The sequence below is a fragment of the Actinoplanes regularis genome (genome assembly GCF_900188005.1).
Lineage (GTDB): Bacteria > Actinomycetota > Actinomycetes > Mycobacteriales > Micromonosporaceae > Actinoplanes > Actinoplanes regularis.
In genome coordinates this window covers 703,538-722,205 of the sequence record NZ_FZNR01000002.1, presented here as the reverse complement: position 1 = coordinate 722,205, position 18,668 = coordinate 703,538, and the positions used below count along the sequence as shown (strand labels likewise).

General features: G+C 72.6%; 17 protein-coding genes. 11 read left to right on the top strand and 6 right to left on the bottom strand.

Features of this window, described 5'->3' with window-relative positions:
- Positions 1 to 24 precede the first annotated feature (24 nt).
- Both CHC09_RS08380 and CHC09_RS08375 read right to left on the bottom strand, forming a co-directional pair.
- Complete coding sequence (locus CHC09_RS08380; protein WP_089292388.1) at positions 25 to 1,827, bottom strand: RelA/SpoT family protein; 1,803 nt, start codon at positions 1,825 to 1,827, stop codon at positions 25 to 27.
- A gap of 128 nt (positions 1,828 to 1,955) precedes the next feature.
- Entirely contained in the window at positions 1,956 to 3,755 is a 1,800-nt protein-coding gene (locus CHC09_RS08375; protein ID WP_089292387.1) for a DEDD exonuclease domain-containing protein, read from the bottom strand.
- A 104-nt stretch (positions 3,756 to 3,859) separates the two neighbouring features.
- Between CHC09_RS08375 and CHC09_RS08370 the strand changes: the two genes are divergently transcribed.
- The 4 genes from CHC09_RS08370 to CHC09_RS08355 all read left to right on the top strand — a co-directional run bounded on the left by CHC09_RS08370 (position 3,860) and on the right by CHC09_RS08355 (position 7,977).
- Positions 3,860 to 5,260 carry an NYN domain-containing protein gene (locus CHC09_RS08370; RefSeq protein WP_089292386.1) on the top strand — a complete coding sequence of 467 codons (1,401 nt, stop codon included), beginning with the start codon at positions 3,860 to 3,862 and terminating at the stop codon, positions 5,258 to 5,260.
- Positions 5,261 to 5,349: 89 nt separating this feature from the next.
- A complete protein-coding gene (locus CHC09_RS08365; RefSeq protein WP_089292385.1) occupies positions 5,350 to 5,562 on the top strand; it encodes a hypothetical protein in 213 nt (70 codons plus the stop codon).
- 28 nt (positions 5,563 to 5,590) lie between these two features.
- On the top strand, positions 5,591 to 6,847 hold the full coding sequence (locus tag CHC09_RS08360) for a M48 family metalloprotease (RefSeq protein ID WP_089292384.1): 1,257 nt from the start codon (positions 5,591 to 5,593) through the stop codon (positions 6,845 to 6,847).
- Positions 6,847 to 7,977, top strand: coding sequence for a glycosyltransferase family 4 protein (locus CHC09_RS08355; RefSeq protein ID WP_089292383.1), 1,131 nt, complete (start codon positions 6,847 to 6,849; stop codon positions 7,975 to 7,977). Before CHC09_RS08360 ends, CHC09_RS08355 begins: the two co-directional genes overlap by 1 nt.
- 142 nt (positions 7,978 to 8,119) lie before the next feature.
- Here the strand turns inward: CHC09_RS08355 and CHC09_RS08350 are convergent, their stop codons facing one another.
- Positions 8,120 to 8,632, bottom strand: a complete 513-nt coding sequence (locus CHC09_RS08350; protein WP_089292382.1) for a DUF4240 domain-containing protein — start codon at positions 8,630 to 8,632, stop codon at positions 8,120 to 8,122.
- Between the two features lie 319 nt (positions 8,633 to 8,951).
- Here CHC09_RS08350 and CHC09_RS08345 point away from each other — a divergent pair, with 319 nt between their 5' ends.
- On the top strand, positions 8,952 to 10,910 hold the full coding sequence (locus CHC09_RS08345; RefSeq protein ID WP_239138150.1) for an ABC transporter ATP-binding protein: 1,959 nt from the start codon (positions 8,952 to 8,954) through the stop codon (positions 10,908 to 10,910).
- Positions 10,911 to 10,930: 20 nt separating this feature from the next.
- Positions 10,931 to 11,437 carry a TlpA family protein disulfide reductase gene (locus CHC09_RS08340; RefSeq protein WP_203833052.1) on the top strand — a complete coding sequence of 169 codons (507 nt, stop codon included), beginning with the start codon at positions 10,931 to 10,933 and terminating at the stop codon, positions 11,435 to 11,437.
- Between the two features lie 177 nt (positions 11,438 to 11,614).
- Here CHC09_RS08340 and CHC09_RS08335 read toward each other — a convergent pair whose 3' ends face one another.
- On the bottom strand, positions 11,615 to 12,823 hold the full coding sequence (locus CHC09_RS08335) for an MFS transporter (protein WP_089292381.1): 1,209 nt from the start codon (positions 12,821 to 12,823) through the stop codon (positions 11,615 to 11,617).
- A gap of 66 nt (positions 12,824 to 12,889) precedes the next feature.
- On the opposite strand from CHC09_RS08335, the gene CHC09_RS08330 reads away from it, so the two are divergent.
- Positions 12,890 to 13,393: a MarR family winged helix-turn-helix transcriptional regulator gene (locus CHC09_RS08330; RefSeq protein WP_089292380.1), complete on the top strand. Its 504-nt coding sequence runs from the start codon at positions 12,890 to 12,892 to the stop codon at positions 13,391 to 13,393.
- A gap of 7 nt (positions 13,394 to 13,400) precedes the next feature.
- Complete coding sequence (locus tag CHC09_RS08325) at positions 13,401 to 13,832, top strand: DUF4395 domain-containing protein (RefSeq protein ID WP_089292379.1); 432 nt, start codon at positions 13,401 to 13,403, stop codon at positions 13,830 to 13,832.
- On the opposite strand, the gene CHC09_RS08320 is transcribed toward CHC09_RS08325, so the two are convergent.
- Together CHC09_RS08320 and CHC09_RS08315 are read right to left on the bottom strand one after the other, a co-directional pair.
- Positions 13,829 to 14,497 (bottom strand): response regulator transcription factor, encoded by a 669-nt coding sequence (locus tag CHC09_RS08320; RefSeq protein ID WP_014688640.1) that lies wholly within the window; start codon positions 14,495 to 14,497, stop codon positions 13,829 to 13,831. The two genes, CHC09_RS08325 and CHC09_RS08320, sit on opposite strands and share 4 nt — an antisense overlap.
- Before the next feature lie 7 nt (positions 14,498 to 14,504).
- Complete coding sequence (locus tag CHC09_RS08315; protein ID WP_089292378.1) at positions 14,505 to 16,184, bottom strand: GAF domain-containing sensor histidine kinase; 1,680 nt, start codon at positions 16,182 to 16,184, stop codon at positions 14,505 to 14,507.
- A gap of 91 nt (positions 16,185 to 16,275) precedes the next feature.
- Here CHC09_RS08315 and CHC09_RS08310 point away from each other — a divergent pair, with 91 nt between their 5' ends.
- From CHC09_RS08310 to CHC09_RS08300, 3 genes are read left to right on the top strand one after another with little or no spacing between them, the layout of a single operon-like run.
- Positions 16,276 to 16,728: an SRPBCC family protein gene (locus CHC09_RS08310; RefSeq protein ID WP_089292377.1), complete on the top strand. Its 453-nt coding sequence runs from the start codon at positions 16,276 to 16,278 to the stop codon at positions 16,726 to 16,728.
- A 25-nt stretch (positions 16,729 to 16,753) separates the two neighbouring features.
- Complete coding sequence (locus tag CHC09_RS08305; RefSeq protein ID WP_089292376.1) at positions 16,754 to 17,701, top strand: hypothetical protein; 948 nt, start codon at positions 16,754 to 16,756, stop codon at positions 17,699 to 17,701.
- A 16-nt stretch (positions 17,702 to 17,717) separates the two neighbouring features.
- Positions 17,718 to 18,668 (top strand): ROK family glucokinase, encoded by a 951-nt coding sequence (locus CHC09_RS08300; RefSeq protein ID WP_089292375.1) that lies wholly within the window; start codon positions 17,718 to 17,720, stop codon positions 18,666 to 18,668.

Below are 18,668 nucleotides of genomic sequence, written 5' to 3'. Positions count from 1 at the left end.
GGCTAGCCCGGCTCGCTGTGCGCTTCAGTCCGGGTGGTCGACCATCGCGATGAGCTGCTCGACCACCGCGTCGGGCTCGACCGTGCGCTCGCAGACCGCCACCAGCAGGGTTTCCAGGTCGGGGTAGCCCATGTCCTCGGCGAGCCGGCGCAGCGGCACCTCGCTGGCCAGGCCCCGGTCGTGCTTGCGGAGGGTGAGGCCGATGGTCGCGCGGCCCAGGCGCACCTTGTCGGCGATGCTGATGCCGGGCTCGTTCCGCTCGTCGAAGTAGCGGTTGATCTGCATCTGCGCCTGGCTCGATTTGACGAACCCGAGCCACTCCTTGCGGGGGCCGCGTGGCGAGTTCGGCTCGACCTCGATGTGTCCCTCGTTCTCCGAGAAGATCTCGACGACGTCACCGTCACGCAGGGGGGAGGAGAGGGGGGCGAGACGTCCGTTGATGGTCGAGGCGAGACACTGGTCGCCCTTCTGCGGGCCCAACTCGTACGCCAGGTCGACCGGGGTGGAGCCGTTGGGAAGTTCGTACGCGTTGCCGTGGGCGAAGACCGTGATCTGTCCCTCGGCCAGGTCACATCGGAGCGAGTCGAGGAACTGCGCCGCGTCGGTGGTGTCCTGTTGCCAGTCGAGCACCCGTTTCAGCCAGGTCAGCTGGTCGGCGCCGGGCGGCTCGTCGGACACCTTGGGATATCGGTAGCTGGTGGCGACGCCGTACTCCGAGTAGCGGTGCATGGTCTCGGTGCGGATCAGCACCTCGACCAGGCGACCCTCCGGGCCGAGCACGGTGGTGTGCAGGGACCGGTACAGATTGTTCTTCGGCGAGGCGATGAAGTCCTTGAAGCGGCCGGCCACCGGGCGCCAGCGGCCGTGGATCGCACCGAGCGCCGCGTAGCAGTCGGTGTCCGGGCCGTCCACCACCACCGCGATCCGGGGCAGGTCGAGCGGCACGGTGTGGCCGCCGGCGACGGTGTCCTTCCAGATCGAGTAGTAGTGCCGGGGGCGCGCGGTCACGTCGGCGTCGACCCGGGAGCGGCGCAGCGCGGCGCGCGCCTTGGCGGAGACGTCGGCGAGGTATTCGTGCCAACCGGGACGGTTCTTCACGTGCTCGTCGATCCGGGCGAACGAGTCCGGCTCCAGGTGGAAGAGCACCACGTCGTCGAGGTCACGCTTGAGCGCCTGGATGCCGAGCCGGTCGCAGAGCGGGACCAGCACGTCCAGCGTGGCGTTGGCGATCCGGGCGCGGGAGGCGGGGGAGCGGGCGTCCAGTGTGCGCATGTTGTGCAGCCGGTCCGCCAGCTTGATCACCAGCACCCGGACGTCCTTGCCGGCCGCGACGATCATCTTGCGGATGGTCTCGCCCTCGGCGGCCTTGCCGTAGAACGCCTTGTCGAACTTGGTCACGCCGTCGACCAGGTGGGTCACCTCGGGGCCGAAGTCGCCGTGCAGCGCCTCCAGCGTGTAGCTGGTGTCCTCGACGGTGTCGTGCAGCAGCGAGGCGACCAGGGTGGTGGTGTCCATGCCGAGCTCGGCGCAGATCTGCGCGACGGCGAGTGGATGCGTGATGTACGGATCACCGGACTTGCGGAACTGGCCGCGGTGCATGCTCTCGGCGATCGCGTAGCTGCGGCGGAGCACGGCCACATCGGCCGACGGATGGATGCTGCGATGGGTCCGGGCCAGGGTCGAGACCGGGTCGTCGTCGTTGCCCTGAAAGCTCAGCAGCGAGCGCAGCCGTCTGGTGAAACTGAGCGGGCTCGGGGAGCCGGCCGAGGACGTGGCGGCCGGCAGGGCACGACCGAGAGCGGCGCCGTGGCCGGCGTCGACGTCCACCCGGACACCCCCTCACCGATCGTCCATGCTCCTCAACGAAGCATGGCACGGAATCCCGCGACGGCTGAAGTGGCGGCGACCCGAATCACCACAAGAACCCGAATCAACCACAAGAAGCCGCGCGTGCCCTACAGCCTAAGCGAGCGAGCGTCATACGAACGGTCAGTTACGGATAGGCGAACGGTCGAGTCTTGGGTTGAAGCAGCCGATTCAGCCCTGGTGAGCAGTGCGGTGAAACGCGCGGCGCCACGAGCCGGTGACACCCAGTCGCCGGAGGTTTCCACCAAGCGGGTGTCCACCCGGTCCAGCCACGCCAGGATCCGTTCGGTCTCCTCGGCCGACGCGGCCGGCACCGGGCCCGGTCCGGGAAGGACCGTCTCCGCGGTCAGCCGCACCGCGTCCAGGGTGGGGCGGGGATGCTCCCGGGGCGGAGAGGTGGCCGCGGCCGCCAGCCGGCCGTGCCGGATCACCACGATCTCCCAGCCGCCCTTGTCGTCCCGGCGGGCCGCGACGATCTCCGGCAGGCGGGTCAGCGCGTCCAGTCGCTGCATCCGGATCAGGGCCCGCAGCAGGGCGATCAGGCGGGAGCGGACGGTCGCCGCCTCCTCATACCGCTGCTTGTCGCTGAGCGTGTCGATCCGGGCCAGGATCGCCTCGATCACCGGGCCCGGGTCGCCGGAGGTGGCCGTGCGGAACGGCGCCGCGGCGCGCAGGTCGTACTCCTGCGGGGAGATCTCGTGCTCGCACGGGGCCGGGCAGCGGCCCAGCTCGGCCAGGGCGCAGGCCGGCGTGCGGGTGCGCAGCGAGAGCTTGTGGTTGCACTGTCGCAACGGCACGGCGTCGTAGACCGCGGCGGCGGCCAGCTCGGCCGTGCGCCGGGAGGAGAACGGACCCAGGTGGGTCGCGCCGTCCGTGCCGAACCGCCGGACCACCGACAGCCGGGGGAACACCTCGTCGGTCAGCTTCAGCCAGACCACCCGCTCGGGGTACTTCGAACGGCGGTTGTACGGCGGGGAGTGTGCCGCGATCAACCGCAACTCCCGTACCTCGGCTTCCAGCTCGTGGGCGCACTCGACCGCCTCGACCCGGACCGCGGCGGTGAGCATCTCGGACATCCGCGGACGCTTCTCCGAGGCGGTGAAGTAGCTGCGCACCCGCTTGCCGATGTCGTTGGACTTGCCCACGTAGAGCGGGCGATCGTCGGCGGCCCGGAAGACGTAGATGCCGGGCACGTGCGGCAGACCGTCGGCCAGATGCCGCCGGTTGCGCTGAGCCGGGGTGATCGCCTTGGCGAACTCGATCGCGTCGCCCAGGGTGTGCACCCGGAAGCTGCCCAGCCGCTCGATCAGGCCGTGCAGCACGTCGACGGTGGCCTTGGCGTCGTCCAGCGCGCGGTGGTTGGGCTGGACGACGGAGCGGAAGAAGTGCGCCAGCGTGCCCAGCTTGCGGTTGGGCACCTCGTCACGGGTGAGCGCGCGACGGGCCAGCGCCGCGGTGTCCAGCACCCGGGGCGCCGGCCACGGGTAGCCGTGCTTGGCGCAGGCGGCCTTGAGGAACCCCACGTCGTAGGGCGCGTTGTGGGCGACCAGCACGGCGCCGCGGAGGAACTCCAGCAGCGCCGGCAGCACGGTCTCGATCGGCGGCGCGGGGCGCAGCATCGCCTCGGTGATGCCGGTCAGGACGGTGATGAACGGCGGCAGCGGCTCACCCGGGTTGACCAGGGTGCCGAACTCGGCGAGCTGCTCGCCGGCGCGCACCTTGACCGCGCCGATCTCGGTGATCCCGCCGCCGTCCGGTGCACCGCCGGTGGTCTCCAGATCGAGCACGACGAACGTGGTGTCCGCCAGGGAGACCGCGGCCGGGTCGACCGAGCCGTCGGCGGACAGCAGCGTGTCCAGAGTGCCCTGCACATAAGCCGGTTGTGCCACGCCGGGCAACACTAGAGCGGGGGTACGACAGAATCCGAGCCCGCCCGGAAAAGATCACTTGCCTCGACAAGCGTTTTCGCGGGCCACGGTGTGAGAATGGGGGGATGTCCGCGCCGCTGAACCCCGACGACCGCCCCGTAGAGGAGGCGGTGCCGACGGTTGCGGATCTCACCCCGGAGGCCGTTCTGCCCGAGATCGGCCTTCCGGAGCCGATCCTCCCGGAGATCGTCCGTCAACGCATCATGACGCTGGCCGCCGCGGCCCTGCCCGGTCTGCCCGCCGACGAGATTCCGATCGTGCTGCGCAAGGTGGCCCGCTTCGCGCCGAACCGGCGGGCCCGGCTCGGCGGCCGCGAGATCGCCGCCCAGCTCACCGCGGATCCGCTGTTCCGGCAGCGGCTCGGTGCCCGGATCGTGACCGAGGCCGGTGACCTGGGCTCCGCGGTGACCAACGGGGTCGCGCCGGCCGCGGCCGACCCGGTGGAGGTCGCCGCGCTGGCCTACCTGGCCCGCCCGTCCGGCTGGCGTGACCTGATCGAGCTGGCCGGCGACGTGGTCCGGGCCGACGCGGACAGTGCCGCGCTGGCCGACCGGATCCGGGTCGCCGAGCAGCGCGCCACCCGGGCCGAGCACGACCGGGCGGTGGCCCGGGTGGAGGCCGACAAGCTCCGCGACGAGCTGGCCCGGGTCCGCGAGGAGCTCGGCCAGCTGCGCGAGGAGGCGCGGAACACGGCGAAGGCGCTGCGCGAGGCGCAGGCCGCGCAGAAGCGGTCCGCGGACCTGCTGGCCACGGAGAAGGGCCGCGCGACGCGCCTCGCCCTGGATCACGAGGCGGAGGTACGCCGGATGCGGTCCCGTCTCGCCGACGCCGAGGCCGCCGCGGCCACCGGCAAGCAGGCCGCCAAGGACTCCCGGGCGGTCGACGACGCCCGCCTCTGGCTGCTGCTCGAGACGATCGGCCAGGCCGCCACCGGCCTGCGCCGCGAGCTGGCCCTGGACCCGACCGACCGGCTGCCGGCCGACTTCGTGGCGGACGCCGCGGCCGACCGTCCCGGGGTGCCCGAGCGCTCCCGGGCCCGGGCCCAGGACACCGACGACCCGGGCCGCCTGGATCAGCTGCTCGCCCTGCCCCGCGCCCACCTGGTCGTGGACGGGTACAACGTGACCAAGCGCGGCTTCGCCGACATGTCCCTGGAGCAGCAGCGCAAACGCCTGATCACCGGGCTGGGCGGGATCGCCGCGCAGACCGGGGACGAGGTCACCGTGGTCTTCGACGGGGCCGAGCGGGTGCACGGCCTGCCGCCCGCGCCCCGCGGCGTGCGGGTGCTCTTCTCCCGCAAGGGGACCACCGCCGACGAGCTGATCCGGCAGCTGGTCCGGGCCGAGCCGCCGGGCCGTCCGGTGGTCGTGGTCTCCTCCGATCGGGAGGTCGCCGACGGGGTGCGCCGGCACGGGGCGTACCCGATGGGCGCGGACTCGTTGCTGCGCAGGCTCGCGCGCTCCTGAGTTTTCTGTCGTACCCCTCGCATAGCGTGACGGTCACCTGAGGTGACCGGCCCGTCGCACGGTCGGCCCTCCTGGGCGAGGGAGGGGTAATGATCATCGATTGTGGTCGTTGCGCCGAGCGGACCGACGAGTGCACCGGGTGCCTGGTCAGCCTGCTCGCGCGGACACCTGACGGGATCGCCGACCTGACTCCCGGCGAGCTGCGGGCGATCGAGACGTTCGAGCTTGCCGGTTTCGAGGTGGAGCTGCTGGAGACGCCGGAGCCACCGGTCGTGGTCCCACTCCGCCGCCACGTGGCGTGATCATGGGCGTTCTCTAGGATGAGCGTTCATGACTCCCCGGTGGTGGGCCCTCGTCTCGTTCGGGGTGCTGTTGGTGGCTCTGGTCACCTTCGCGGCGCTCACCGTGCCCTGGCACCGTGCCCCGGCACCGCGCGCCGATCAGGTGGCCGTGCTCGACCAGTTCCCGCACGACCAGGTGGCTCGGGCCCGGCAGTTCCGCTCCGAGCTGCGCCCCGGTAACTACGCCGGCATGCTGCTGGGCCTGTTGGCGGCCCTGGTCCTCGGGCTCACCCCGATCGGCGCGCGGCTGGTCGAGCTGGCCGGCCGGCCGTTCGGCGGCCACTGGCTGGCCCGCGCGGTGCTCGGCGGCCTGCTCGTGGTCCTGGTGGGTGAGCTGCTCACGCTGCCGCTCGCGGCCTGGCGGCACTCCATCGTGGCGCGCTACGGCATCTCCACCCAGTCCTGGGGCGGGTGGGGAGTCGACCTGCTGAAATCCCTCGGGGTCTCGGTGGTGCTGGGCGGGCTGGCGCTGGCCGGCTTCTTCGCCGTCACGCACTTCGCGCCCCGCTGGTGGTGGGCGTTCGGGGCGGCCGGCGCGGCCGGGCTGGTGGTGCTGCTCTCCTTCGTGCTCCCGGTGGTGGTCGAGCCGATCTTCAACAGGTTCACCCCGATGCCGGACAGCCCGCTGCGGACCGAGCTGATCGCGCTGGCCGACCGGGACGGCGTGCCGGTGAAGGACGTGCTGGTCGCCGACGCGTCCCGGCGTACCCGCGCGGTCAACGCCTACGTCTCCGGTCTGGGCCCGACCCGGCGGATCGTCGTCTACGACACCATGCTCACCGAGGCCACCCCGGACGAGGTGGTCTCGGTGGCCGCGCACGAGCTGGGTCACGCCAAGGACGGCGACGTGCTGACCGGGACGATCCTGGGCGCGCTGGGCGCCGCGCTCGCGGTCGTCGCGGTCTACCTGCTGGGCTCCTGGGCCGGGCTGCTCCGACTGGCCGGGGTGGACTCGATCGGCGAGCCCCGGGCGATCGGGCTGCTGCTCGCCCTGGCCGCGGTCGCCGGCCTGGTCGCCGGGCCCGGACAGGCGTTCGTCTCCCGGCGCATCGAGGCCCGCGCTGACCAGCACGCCCTGCGGCTGACCGGCGACCCGCAGACCTTCGAGGCCATGCAGCGCCGCCTCGGTACCGTCAACCTGTCCGATCCTGATCCGCCGGCCTGGGAGTTCCTGATGTTCGCCTCGCACCCGTCCACCGTGCAGCGGATGGCCGCCGCCCGCGCGTACGCCCGAGGCGAGCGCTGATGGCCCGCACCCTGCTGGTCACCAACGACTTCCCGCCCCGGCCCGGCGGCATCCAGCAGTTCGTGCACAACCTGGCGGTACGCCAGCCGGCCGGCTCGGTGGTGGTCTACTCGTCGACCTGGAAGGGCGCGGCGGCCTTCGACGCCGAGCAGCCGTTCGAGGTGGTGCGGGAGGACACCGGGATGCTGCTGCCCACCCCGGCGGTCGCCCGCCGGGCCGCGGAGCTCGCCAGGTCACACGGCTGCGACAGCGTCCTGTTCGGCGCGGCGGCGCCGCTCGGGCTGCTCGCCCACGGCCTGCGCCGCAACGCCGGGATCACCCGCGCGGTCGGGATCACCCACGGGCACGAGATCGGCTGGGCGGCGCTGCCCGGCGCCCGCGGCCTGCTGCGCCGGATCGCCCGCGGCAACGACGTGATCACCTACCTGGGGGAGTACCAGCGCACCCGGCTGGACCGCGCCCTGCACGGCCTGACCTCGCTGAAGCGGCTCGCCCCCGGCGTCGACGTGGACGCGTTCCACCCCGGCGTGGACGGTTCCGCGGTCCGGGCGCGACACGGGCTGACCAACCGGCCGGTGGTGGTCTGTGTGTCCCGGCTCGTTCCGCGCAAGGGTCAGGACATGCTGATCCGCGCCCTGCCGGAGATCCGCCGGCGGGTGCCCGGCGCCGCGCTGCTGCTGGTCAGTGGTGGGCCGTACCGCAAGACCCTGGCTCGCCTGGCCCGCGAGCACGACGTCGAGTCCGACGTGGTGTTCACTGGTTCGGTGCCCTGGGCCGAGCTCCCCGAGCACTACGCGGCCGGCGACGTGTACGCGATGCCCTGCCGCACCCGGGCCGCCGGCCTGGACGTCGAGGGCCTCGGCATCGTCTACCTGGAGGCCTCGGCCACCGGCCTGCCGGTGGTCGGCGGCGACTCCGGCGGCGCGCCCGACGCGGTCCGCGAGGGCGAGACCGGCTACGTCGTCGGCGGCACGGACGTGGCTGCCATCGCCGCCCGGGTCGCGGAGCTGCTGTCCGATCCTGATCAGGCCCGTGCGATGGGCAAGGCGGGCCGGGCGTGGGTCGAGCGGGAGTGGCGCTGGGAGACCCAGGCCGCCCGCCTCACCGAACTGCTGACCCCACCCGCCTGAGCCACCCCGGCCGGGTGAGGCGGCCGAATCTTGCCCGCGGCGGCCGGGTGAGGCGGCCAAATCTTGCCGGCGGCTGAATCACGCGGGCGAGATCTCGCCCGTGACTGCCGCGATCCGTGACCCACGGCGGGGAACAAGCTGGTCAGTGGTTCCAGCCGGCTCGGTTTCTGCCACTCTCGCGGCTGATGCCGGATCCAGTCCGTGGCCAGTCGCCGAAGCGTTTCTCGTGCAGGTGGGTGAAGAAGTAGCACATGACCTCGCAGTAGGCGTCCATGACGGCGAGCCGGGGATCGGCGCTGACCGCCTCGTAGTACGCCCGGCCCAGGGCCACGATGTGGCCGCGGGCGTAGAGGAAGCCGTCGTCGGAGCCGTCGGTCGCCTCGTGGATGTCCTCCCGATCGATGTCGTAGAGCTTGCGCTCGAGGACCCGGTCGAGGGCGGTCAGCTCCTGAGCGGACAAATCGGCGCAGTCGGCGGTGAGTTGCTCCAGGAACCGGTCGAGCCAGGCGTCAATCGCACAGAGGTCGGCACCGGGCGGCGGGGCGAGCAGCTCCGCGCGAAGCCGGGCCGGCTCGTCGCCGAGGGTGGCCCAGGCCGACTCGATGAGGGCCCAGAAATGGGCCTCGTCGGCTGCGGTCGGAAGGATCGTGGTCATGGCCGGCACGCTAACAACGGGGTCTGACATGAATGAGCGGAAAATCGCGTGACACCGGGCGCGCGGGCGGGATAGGAGTGGAACGGAGGGACCCCCCGAGCGGAGGCTGCCGATGCCGGACGTCACCCCCGACCATTCCACAACCGACGACACCGGCCCCACCGAGCCGCCGCCCTCGGCGCCCGCCCCGGGACCGCCCTCACCGGCCGGCCCCGTGAAGGCCGAAGCATTGAAGGCCAGGGCCGAGAAAGCCGAAGCTGTGAAGGCCGGGGCTGTGAAGGCCAAGGCCGAGAAAGCCGAAGCCGTGAGGGCCGAAGCCGTGAGGGCCGAAGCCGTGAAGGCCGGGGCACGGGACGCCGGGGCGCGGATCGGCGGGGGCGGGGAAACTGATCGTGCCGAGGCGCCGGCGCTGGGCGGGGACGACGGTGAGCTGACGCTGCCCTACTGGCTGACCAGCACCCAGGAGGCGGCGAACAGCTCCTTCCTGCAGATGTCCAGACGGCTGCCGCGTCTGCTCGGGCAGGCCTGGCTGCTGGCCTGGCGGGCCGATCCCCGTACCGCCGTCGCGGTGTTGGTGTTTCAGGTGAGCGCGGGTGTCGCCGCCGCGCTCGGGCTGATCAGCGTGGTCGGCGTGTTCGACGGGCTGCTCCAGGCCGGACCGACCCCGGAGCGGGTGCGCGCCGCCGTACCGTCGCTGGTTCTGCTGATTTTGGCGCTGGCCGCGCGGGGCCTGCTCCAGGGGGCGGCGACGGCGGCCCATGGCCGCCTGTCGCCGGTCGTCTACGAGGCGGCGGAGAACCGCCTGCTCGACCTGACGACCCGGGTGGACCTGGTCACCTTCGACGATCCGGAGTGGCGGGACGCCATGCAGCGGGCCCGCGACCGTGGGATCCACGCCGCCCAGCAGGTCGTCGACTTCGGCATCGAGCTGCTCACCAACCTGGTCGGGCTGGTCGCCGCGGCCGGGGTGCTGGCGGTGCTGCACCCGCTGCTGCTGCCGTTGCTGGTCTGCGCGGTGGTGCCGACCGGCTGGGCGGCGGTGCGCGCGGCCCGTGCCGGGTACCGCAACCAGCTGCGGTACATCGCGGTCTGGCGGCGGCAGCGGATGCTGGCGGACCTGCTCGAGGCCCGCGAGCCGGCCGGCGAGGTGCGAGCTTTCACGGTACGGCGGTTCCTGCTCGCCGAGGCGGCCCGGCTGCTGCGGATCGCCACCGTCGCGGAGATCGACGTGGCTACCCGGGCGGTCCGCACCAATCTGTACGGCCAGGCGCTCAGTGCACTGGTCACCGGCCTGGCCTACCTCACGCTGCTGTGGCTGCTCTGGACCGGGCGGATGGAGCTGGCCGTCGGCGGTGCGGCCGCCTATGCGATCAACATCGGCATCGGCCGGCTCCGCGAGCTGGCGTTCTCCGTGAACCGGGTCTACGAGCAGGGCCTCTACTTCGCGGACTTCCAGGGCTTCTGCGAGATGTCGCTGAAGCACGCCGAGCCGTCGCCGGAGCGGTCGGCCCCGGCCGGTTTCGAGGAGATCACGCTGGACGGGGTGACGTTCCGCTATCCGGACGCGGAACGGCCCGCGGTGAACGGGGTGAGCCTGACCCTGCGTCGCGGCGAGATCGTCGCGCTGGTCGGGGAGAACGGCTCCGGCAAGTCGACGCTCGCCGCGATCCTGGCCGGGCTGTACCGCCCGCAGCAGGGCACGATCACCTGGGATGGGGTCGACGCGTCGCGGTTCCGGCCGGAGTCGGTGCGCGAGCAGGTCGCGGTGGTGATGCAGGAGCCGACCCGGTGGCCGCTCTCGGCCCGGGCCAACATCGCGATCGGACGGCACGACCGTCCGGCGTCGCTGTCCCAGGTGCAGACGTCGGCACGGGCCGGGGACGCGCACGATTTCGTGATGGAGCTGCCGCGGGCGTACGAGACGCTGTTGTCCCGGCACTTCACCGATGGCGCGGACCTCTCCGGTGGGCAGTGGCAGCGACTCGCGGTGAGTCGTGCCTTCCACCGGGACGCGCCGCTGCTGATCTGTGACGAGCCGACCGCGAACCTGGACGCGCGGGCCGAGCACGAGGTCTATCGGCGGCTGCGGGACCTGGCGGCCGGGCGCACGGTGGTGCTGATCACGCACCGGATGGCGAGCGTGCGTGAGGCGGATCGGATCTACGTGCTGGATCACGGGGCGGTCGTGGAGCAGGGTGGCCACGAGGAGCTGATGGCCGCGGACGGGCTGTACGCGCAGTTGTTCACACTGCAGGCCAGCGCCTATCAATCGGCCTGACCACGTGCCACAGTTATCCCATGGATCCGGTGGGGATAGCGGCGGTTGCTTCGGTGCTGGTGGCAGGGGTGGCCGTGGGCCTGTGGCGCCGCCGCACCGACGGTCGCCTGCGTCCAGCCGGTCCGGTGGTCCCGGCCGGCATGGTCGATGACGCGGCGCTGGAGCAGACTGGCCGCGTGAGCGAGGACGTGGAGATCGAGCGGCTCGACCCGGCGCTGCTGGAACGCCTCGGGGTGGAGCCCGGCCGGGTCACGATGCTGCAGTTCTCCACCGCGTTCTGCGCGCCCTGCCGGGCCGTGCGCCGGGTCAGCGCCGAGGTCGCCGCCCTGCTGCCGGAGGTCCGGCACGTCGAGGTCGACGCCGAGAGTCACCTCGACGAGGTGCGCGTGCTGAACATCTGGCGCACCCCGACGCTGCTGATCCTCGACGCGGACGGGCGGGTGACCCGGCGCGCCACCGGGATCCCCGCCAAGCCGCACCTGATCGCCGCCCTCGCCGCGTCGGGCGTGACCGGCTCGCCCCGCTAGACCTGCCCCGCCCGCGCCGGGACACCAGACCCAGCCCAGGCAGCTCGGCTGGGTCCTTCCGGGCGGGACACGTCCGCGAGGCCCAGCACAGGCAGCTCAGCTGGGTCCGGTGGCTGCTTTTCGGGCCGGGACACGACTGCGAGGCCCAGACCGGGCGGCTTGGTCGGCTCCGATGGGTCAGGCTGGGACGGGGATCGGGGCGGGTTCGGCGGTGACGCGGGTCAGGTTGCGCGAGCCCGGAATCAGCAGTTGCGAGGCGCTCGCCGCGAACAGGACGAACGCGCACACCACCAGGACCTCGTCCACCCCGAACCGGGCGACCAGCGGACCGGCCAGGATGTTGCCCACCGGCATCGCCAGGAACGACGTCAGGTAGTCCCAGGAAGCGACCCGCCCCAGCATGGCCTGCGGCACCCGCTCCTGGATCGCGGTCTCCCAGGCCACCCCGAAGAACATCAGGCCGCCGTACCCGATGATCGCGCCGGCTAGGACGGCGGTCAGCATGCCGGGCCAGACGTAGGCGAGGGCCCAGAACGGCATCAGCAGCAGCGTGAGCCATCCGGCCCGGAGCAGCCGGCGGGGCTGGAAGCGCAGCGCGAGCGCCGAGCCGAGCAACCCGCCCAGGCCCTCGGCCGCCGAGACCCAGCCGATCGCGGGCGCCCCGCCGAGCCGCTGCACCGCGGTCACCTGGACCAGCACCAGGATCATCCCGTTGGCGATGTGGTAGACGGTGGCGCCGAACAGACCGCCGAGCAGCCAGTCCCGGCTGCGGATCTCCTGCCAGCCGGCGGCCAGTTCGCTGAGCATCGGCTCGCGGGGGCCGCGCTCGGCCTGTACCCGGAGGAGGCCGGCGGCGACCCCGGAGAACAGGAAGCTCGCGGCGTTGACGGCGAAGCCGGCCGGGGCGCCGAAGGCGGCGACGGTCAGGCCGCCGAGCGCCGGGCCGGCGATCCCGCACGCCGTCTGCAGCATGCTCAGTGTGGCGTTCGCCGGCTGGAGCCGCGAGGCGGGGACGAGCAGCGGCTTGAGCGCGGACATCGCCGGGGTGAAGAACGCGCCGGCGCCGGCCGACACCACCGTGAGCGCGCAGAGCACGGGCAGGTGGTAGCCGCCGCCGACGAACATCACCGCGATGCCGGCGGTGGCGACCAGGCGGATCAGGTCGGAGACGACCATGACGTGTCTCGGCTGGAGGCGGTCGGCCCAGACGCCGCCGAAGAGCGTGCCGGCCAGCATGGTGACCACCGAGGAGGCCATCACCAGGCCGAGGTCGCCCGCGCCGCCACCGTGCGTGACCACCGCGACGGCGAGTGCCACGGTCTGGAAACCGTTGCCGAGCCAGGACAGGGTCTGTCCGGTGGCGAGGAGTCGGAAGTCGCGTGTCATGCCCCGAAAGTAATTCAGCGTCTAACTATCAGGCAACTAATAATCAGATGCGTGCCAGAATGGGGCATGGAAGACGGTGTGGATCAGCACGTGTCGCGGTGGTCGGCGTTCTGGAAGGACGAGCCGGCGTTCGCGCCCGAGGTCGAGGGCGCGCTGGTGCGGATGAAGCACATCCTGCGCTGGATCGAGCGCTCCGACGCGCTGGCGTTCGCCCGCAACGACGAGGACTTCACGCTGCAGGACTTCAAGACCCTGCACGTGTTGATGATTCAGCCGTGGCCGACCGAGGCGACCCCGGCGCAGCTCGCCGAGGCGGCGAATGTGACCCGGGCGGCGATGACCAGCCGGCTGGACCGTCTGGAGTCGGCGGGGCTGGTGACCCGGACGATCGACGCGGCGGACCGGCGGCGGGTGCTGATCCGGCCGACGCCGGAGGGCAGGCAGATGTGGAACAAGTACATCTTCGCCGGCATCGCGCGCGATCAGGCGGCGCTCAAGGCGCTGTCGGTGGAGGAGTTGGGGCAGCTCAACGGGCTCCTGCGGAAAGTCCTACTTTCCCTGGGGGAATAATAGGGGCATGGAACTCGATCCGCGCGGCCAGCGTTTCGCCGCGACCCTGACCAGCATCGTCATCGCGCTCGTGCTGATCACCGGCTCCGGCTGGCTGGCGCTCGCACAAGCGGTGGTCTTCGCGATCACCGCGTACCGCCCGCAGCGGGGTCCGTACGCGTTGATCTTCAAAAAGCTGATCCGGCCGAGGCTGGGGGGTCCGGCGGAGCTCGAACCCGCCGCGCCGGTACGTTTCGCGCAGCTTGTCGGCTTCGCGTTCCTGAGCGTCTCCGCGGGGGGATATCTGGCCGGCGCGGAGACCCTCGGGCTGATCGCCGCGGCCTTCGGCCTGCTCGCGGCGTTCCTCAACGCTGCCTTCGGGTTGTGCCTGGGCTGCGAGGCCTATCTGGGGATTCGTAGGCTGACAGGCAGAAACGCCGAAAGCGTCGAGAATGTCTAGAACTTCGGGGCGTCGGGAGCTTCCAGGAGCCCCAGCCGCAGCGCCGTCATGAGCGCCTGGGCCCGGTTCGCCGCCCCCAGCTTCTCGTAGAGCTTCGAGATGTGCGTCTTCGCCGTCGATTCGGAGACGAACAGCTGCTTGGCGATCCCGGCGACGCTCATGCCGTCGGCGAGCAGCCGCAGCACCTGACCCTCACGCGGGGACAGCTGCGGTCCGGACGGGGCGAGCCGGCGCTTCATCGCCTCGGCCAGGTCGGCGGCGGTGAACGCGCTCGGCGCCGACGCGGCGTGCCGGGCGGCCGCCACGACCTCGTCCGCCGGGGCGGTCTTCGGCACGAACGCGCTGGCCCCGGCCTCGAGAGCGCCGAACAGCTGGTCGTCGCCGGCATACATGGTCAGGACCACGATGCCCATGTTCGCGTTGTTCTTGCGCAGGGCGCGGGTGGCCTCCAGGCCACTGCCGTCGGGCAGCCGCAGATCCATGATCACGACATCCGGCTGCAGCGCGCCGGCCTGGCGCACCGCCTCCGCGGCCGTCGCCGCCTCGCCGACGACCTCGAACTGCCGGTCGCGCTCGAATGCGTGTCGCAGCCCCTTACGGATCAAGTCGTGATCGTCGACAAGGAGGACCTTGGTGCGCGTCGTCGGCGCAGGACTGGTCGACATGCTCGGGTTACTCCCCTTCTGGAGCGGAAACGCTATCCCGCACGCTATCGCGCCGGGGCGGGGTTCCGAGCACTACGGCGACGGTTGTCCCGCTCGGGTGTCTCGGGGTGATCTTGAGTCGTCCCCGGATGCGCTCGGCCCGCTCGGCCATGATGGTGAGACCGTACCGGCCATCGGGCCGGTTGTCGGCGAAACCCTTGCCGTCGTCGGAGACCTCGATCTCCACGTACGGCGGGTCGACGGTGCAGGTGACCCAGAGGTTGGACGCCCCGGCGTGCTTGCGCGCGTTGGTGATCGCCTCCTGTGCGATGCGCAGCAGCTCGGCCTCGGTCGCGGCGGGCAGGCGCGCCGTCGACTCGTCGAAGGTGAAGTGCACCCGCAGGCCGGCGCTGGTGCCGAGGGTGCGGGCGTACTCGGCGATCGCGGCGGCCAGGCCCCCGTTGCGGTCCACCTCCGAACGCAGCTCGAAGAGGCTCAGCCGCAGCTCGGTGATCACCCGGGTCACCTCACCGCGCAGCGTGCGCAGCTCCTCGGCCGTCTCGTCGGCGCCCTCCGGGAGGGTGGCCTGGGCGTTGTCGATGCCGTAGCCGACCATCACCAGTTCCTGGGCGACGCCGTCGTGGATCTCCCGGGCCAGCCGCTGGCGCTCCTCGTTGGTGGCCAGCGAGCGGACGTCGTCGAAGAGCAGGGCCGCCTCCAGCCGCAGCGCGGCCGGATCGGTCACCTCGGTCACGCTCTGTACGACGGCGGGCGGGTACGCCCCCGCCGCATCCGTCTCCAGGATCACCAGACCGATCGTGCGCACCCCGGCGACCAGCGGGATCACCAGCGAGGAGACCTCACCGCCGCGGTGCGTGCGGGCCTGCGAGCGGTTCGCCGCGTGTGGCTGCTGGGTGGCCCAGGCATCGGCGATCGCCGAGTCCGCGTCGAGGGTGGTCTCCCAGTCGACCCGCTCGGCGCCGGTCTGCGCGAGCACGACGAGGCGGCCGCCGCCGCTCGCCGACAGCACCGCGGCGCGATGCCCCGGCGCGGCCAGGCGCAGCTCCTCGAGCAGGTGCTCGGAGATGCCGCCCGGGTCCAGGGTCGCCCCGGGCAGCGAGCGGGCCACGCTGCGCAGCTGGGTGAGCAGGCGGGTGGCTTCCGCGTACGGCTGCGGGGTGGCCTCGGCCGGCTGCAGGAACTGGCGCATCGCCTCGGCCGCGAACGTCACGATCGCGCCGAGCACCAGCCACTGCCCGCCGGCGGCCAGATAGCCCGGATCGGCCAGGACGGTCCGCGGGTCGGCCACCGCGCCACCGGCCACCAGCGCGACCGCGGCCACCCCGAGCAGCGCCGTGCCCTCGGTCGCCTTGCGCCGCAGCGCCGCGGTGAGCAGCGGGACGGCCAGGTAGGGCAGGATCGCCTCGGCGCGGAAGCCGGCGGCGGCACCCTCGGACGCGGCGGCGATCGAGCCGGCGGCGAAACCGGTCACGATCACCTCGGCGAACCGGCCGGCCGGGGCGAGGATCGGGTGCTGGCGGGCCACGAAGGCGGGCAGCGCGGCGACCGCGAGCAGGGCGATCCAGCCGAGCTGCCGGGGGTCGCCGGTGGCGATCACGGTGAGCACGGCGACCAGGACGAGCATGATCACGCGTGCGGCGGCTTCGAGCGGACGGATGCGCGTGGATCCGCTGACGAGGGCTGGCACGTCACGGATGGTAGCGGCAGTGGCGGGAATCGGCCCGTCGAAGCCGGGGCGGTGGCACGCTTTGTCGTACGCAGCGGGTAGCCTGCCGTGCATGGCGGACACCTCGACCCAGTCGATTCAGGTCGCTGCCCCCCTGGCTCGGGTGGCCGCGGTCATCTGCGACTTCCCGAGCTATCCGGAGTGGGCCGAGGCGATCAAGCAGGTCACGATCGTCGAGGAGTATGAGGACGGCTACGCCGCACAGGTCGCCTTCCGGATCGACGCCGGCGTGATGGCCGACGAGTACACGTTGGAGTACGCGTACGCCGACGACCTCTCCCGGATCGAGTGGCACCTGGTCGCCCCCTCCAAGGCGCAGAAGTCCCAGGAGGGCTCCTACGACCTGGTGGAGACCGCGGACGGCGGCACTACCGTGACGTACACCCTGGCGGTGGAACTCACCATCGGGATGCTCGGGATGTTCCGCCGCAAGGCGGAAAAAATGATCATGGATACGGCGCTGAAAGAGCTCAAGCGCCGTGTGGAGAGCCTGCCCGCGGCCTGACCGCGGGGGCGTTGAGGGGGAACGGATGGCCGGGTCGGCACGCGAGGAGGCGGAGCGGCTGGTGGCCGCCATCCTCGCCAGGGCGGCGTCGGCCGGCGCCGGCGCCGCTGCTCGGGGTCGCCGCGATTCCGGCGATTCCTCCGGTACGACGCAGGCCCCCGCCGCGGAGGCGGCGGCGTTCGTCGGTAACGCGGTCGACGGCTTCTTCGGCATGCTCAACGACGTGGCCCGGGGCCACGGCGACGGCACCGCCCAGCAGAGCGCACCGCCCGGCTGGGCGACCGGCAGCGCCGAGTGCTGTGTCTGCCCGGTGTGCCGGGCCATCGCCGCGGTCCGCGATCCCAGCCCGGAGACCGTCTTCAAGGTCGCCACCGGGGCCGGGGACATCGCCACCGGCGCGGCGAGCGTGCTGCGCGGCTTCTCCTCGCTCGCCGGCTCGGTGCTGGGCGACCGCCCCCGCCAGTCCGCGAAACCGGCCGGCGGGGGAGCGGCCCGCCACGCGCCGAGCCCCGATCAGGCCTGGTCGGCGGCGACCCGGGCGGCGGATCCGCCCCCGGCTCCCGCCGAGCCCGGTGCCGGCGCGCCCGACCCGGAGGCGGACCCGTGGGCGGCGGCGACGGCGGAGAGCGCCCGCGAGGCCGACGCGGCCCGGGCCCGGGCCCGCGCCGCCGAGCAGGCCGTGGCCAAGGCGGTCGCCGACGCCCGTCGCACCTCGGCCCGGAAACGCGCCGTGCCCGAGCAGGGTGGGCGGCCCGAGGCGGAGGCGGCGGGCGTGGAGCACGCCGGGGTGTCCGGAAACGTCCCAGGTGGGCGTGTGTGGCCGGGTGCCGACGTCTGGTCCGTGGCCACCGCGGAGGCGGCCGCGAGCGACCCGGCCGGGACCCGTAGCGTGGATCATGTGCGGGGCGCCTCGGCGCCCGAGGATCGCGACGCCGCGACGGGCGACGGCGCCCACGACGGCGACGCGATGTGAAGAGGGGACGGGCAGCGTGACGCTGACCATCGGAATCGACGTCGGCGGTACCAAGGTGGCCGGTGGCGTGGTCGACGAGCACGGCAACGTGCTCGCGTCGAACCGCAGGCCGACGCCGGCGGAGGACCCGGCCGGCACCCGGGACACGATCGTCGAGGTGGCCGCCGAACTGGCGGCGCAGTACCCGGAGGCGACCGCGATCGGGATCGGTGCCGCGGCGTGGATCGACGCCGCCGGTTCGACCGTGCTGTTCGCGCCGAACCTGGCCTGGCGCGACGAGCCGCTGCGTGACTACGTCTCGAAGGCGGTCGGCCTGCCGACCGTGCTGGAGAACGACGCGAACGTGGCCGCCTGGGCGGAGTTCCGCTTCGGGGTGGCCAAGCACGCCGACGACTCGATGGTGATGATCACCGTAGGGACCGGCATCGGCGGCGGCATCGTGCTGAACGGCAAGCTCTGGCGCGGCGCCAACGGCGTCGCCTCCGAGCTGGGCCACATCCAGTCGGTGCCGGACGGGCACCCCTGCGGCTGCGGCCGGCTCGGCTGCATCGAGCAGTACGCGAGCGGCAACGCCCTGGTCCGGTTCGCCCGAGCGGGCGCGCGGCAGGAGCCGGAGCGCGCCGCCAAACTCCTGGCGCTCGCCGGTGGCGACCCGCTGGCGATCAGCGGACAGCAGATCACCGAGGCGGCCCGCGCCGGGGACGGCGTCGCGATGGACGCGTTCGCGCAGATCGGCTACTGGCTCGGGGTGGCGCTGGCGGATCTCGCGCAGAGCATCGACCCGCAGATCCTGGTGATCGGCGGCGGCGTGGTCGACGCCGGCCCGCTGCTGATGGGGCCGGCCGAGCGGACGTACCGGGATCAGCTCGCCCAGCGCAACCGCTTCCCGGTCGCGGAGGTGCACGCGGCCCAGATGGGCAACACGGCCGGTGTGGTCGGCGCCGCCGACCTGGCCCGGCGCGCGTAA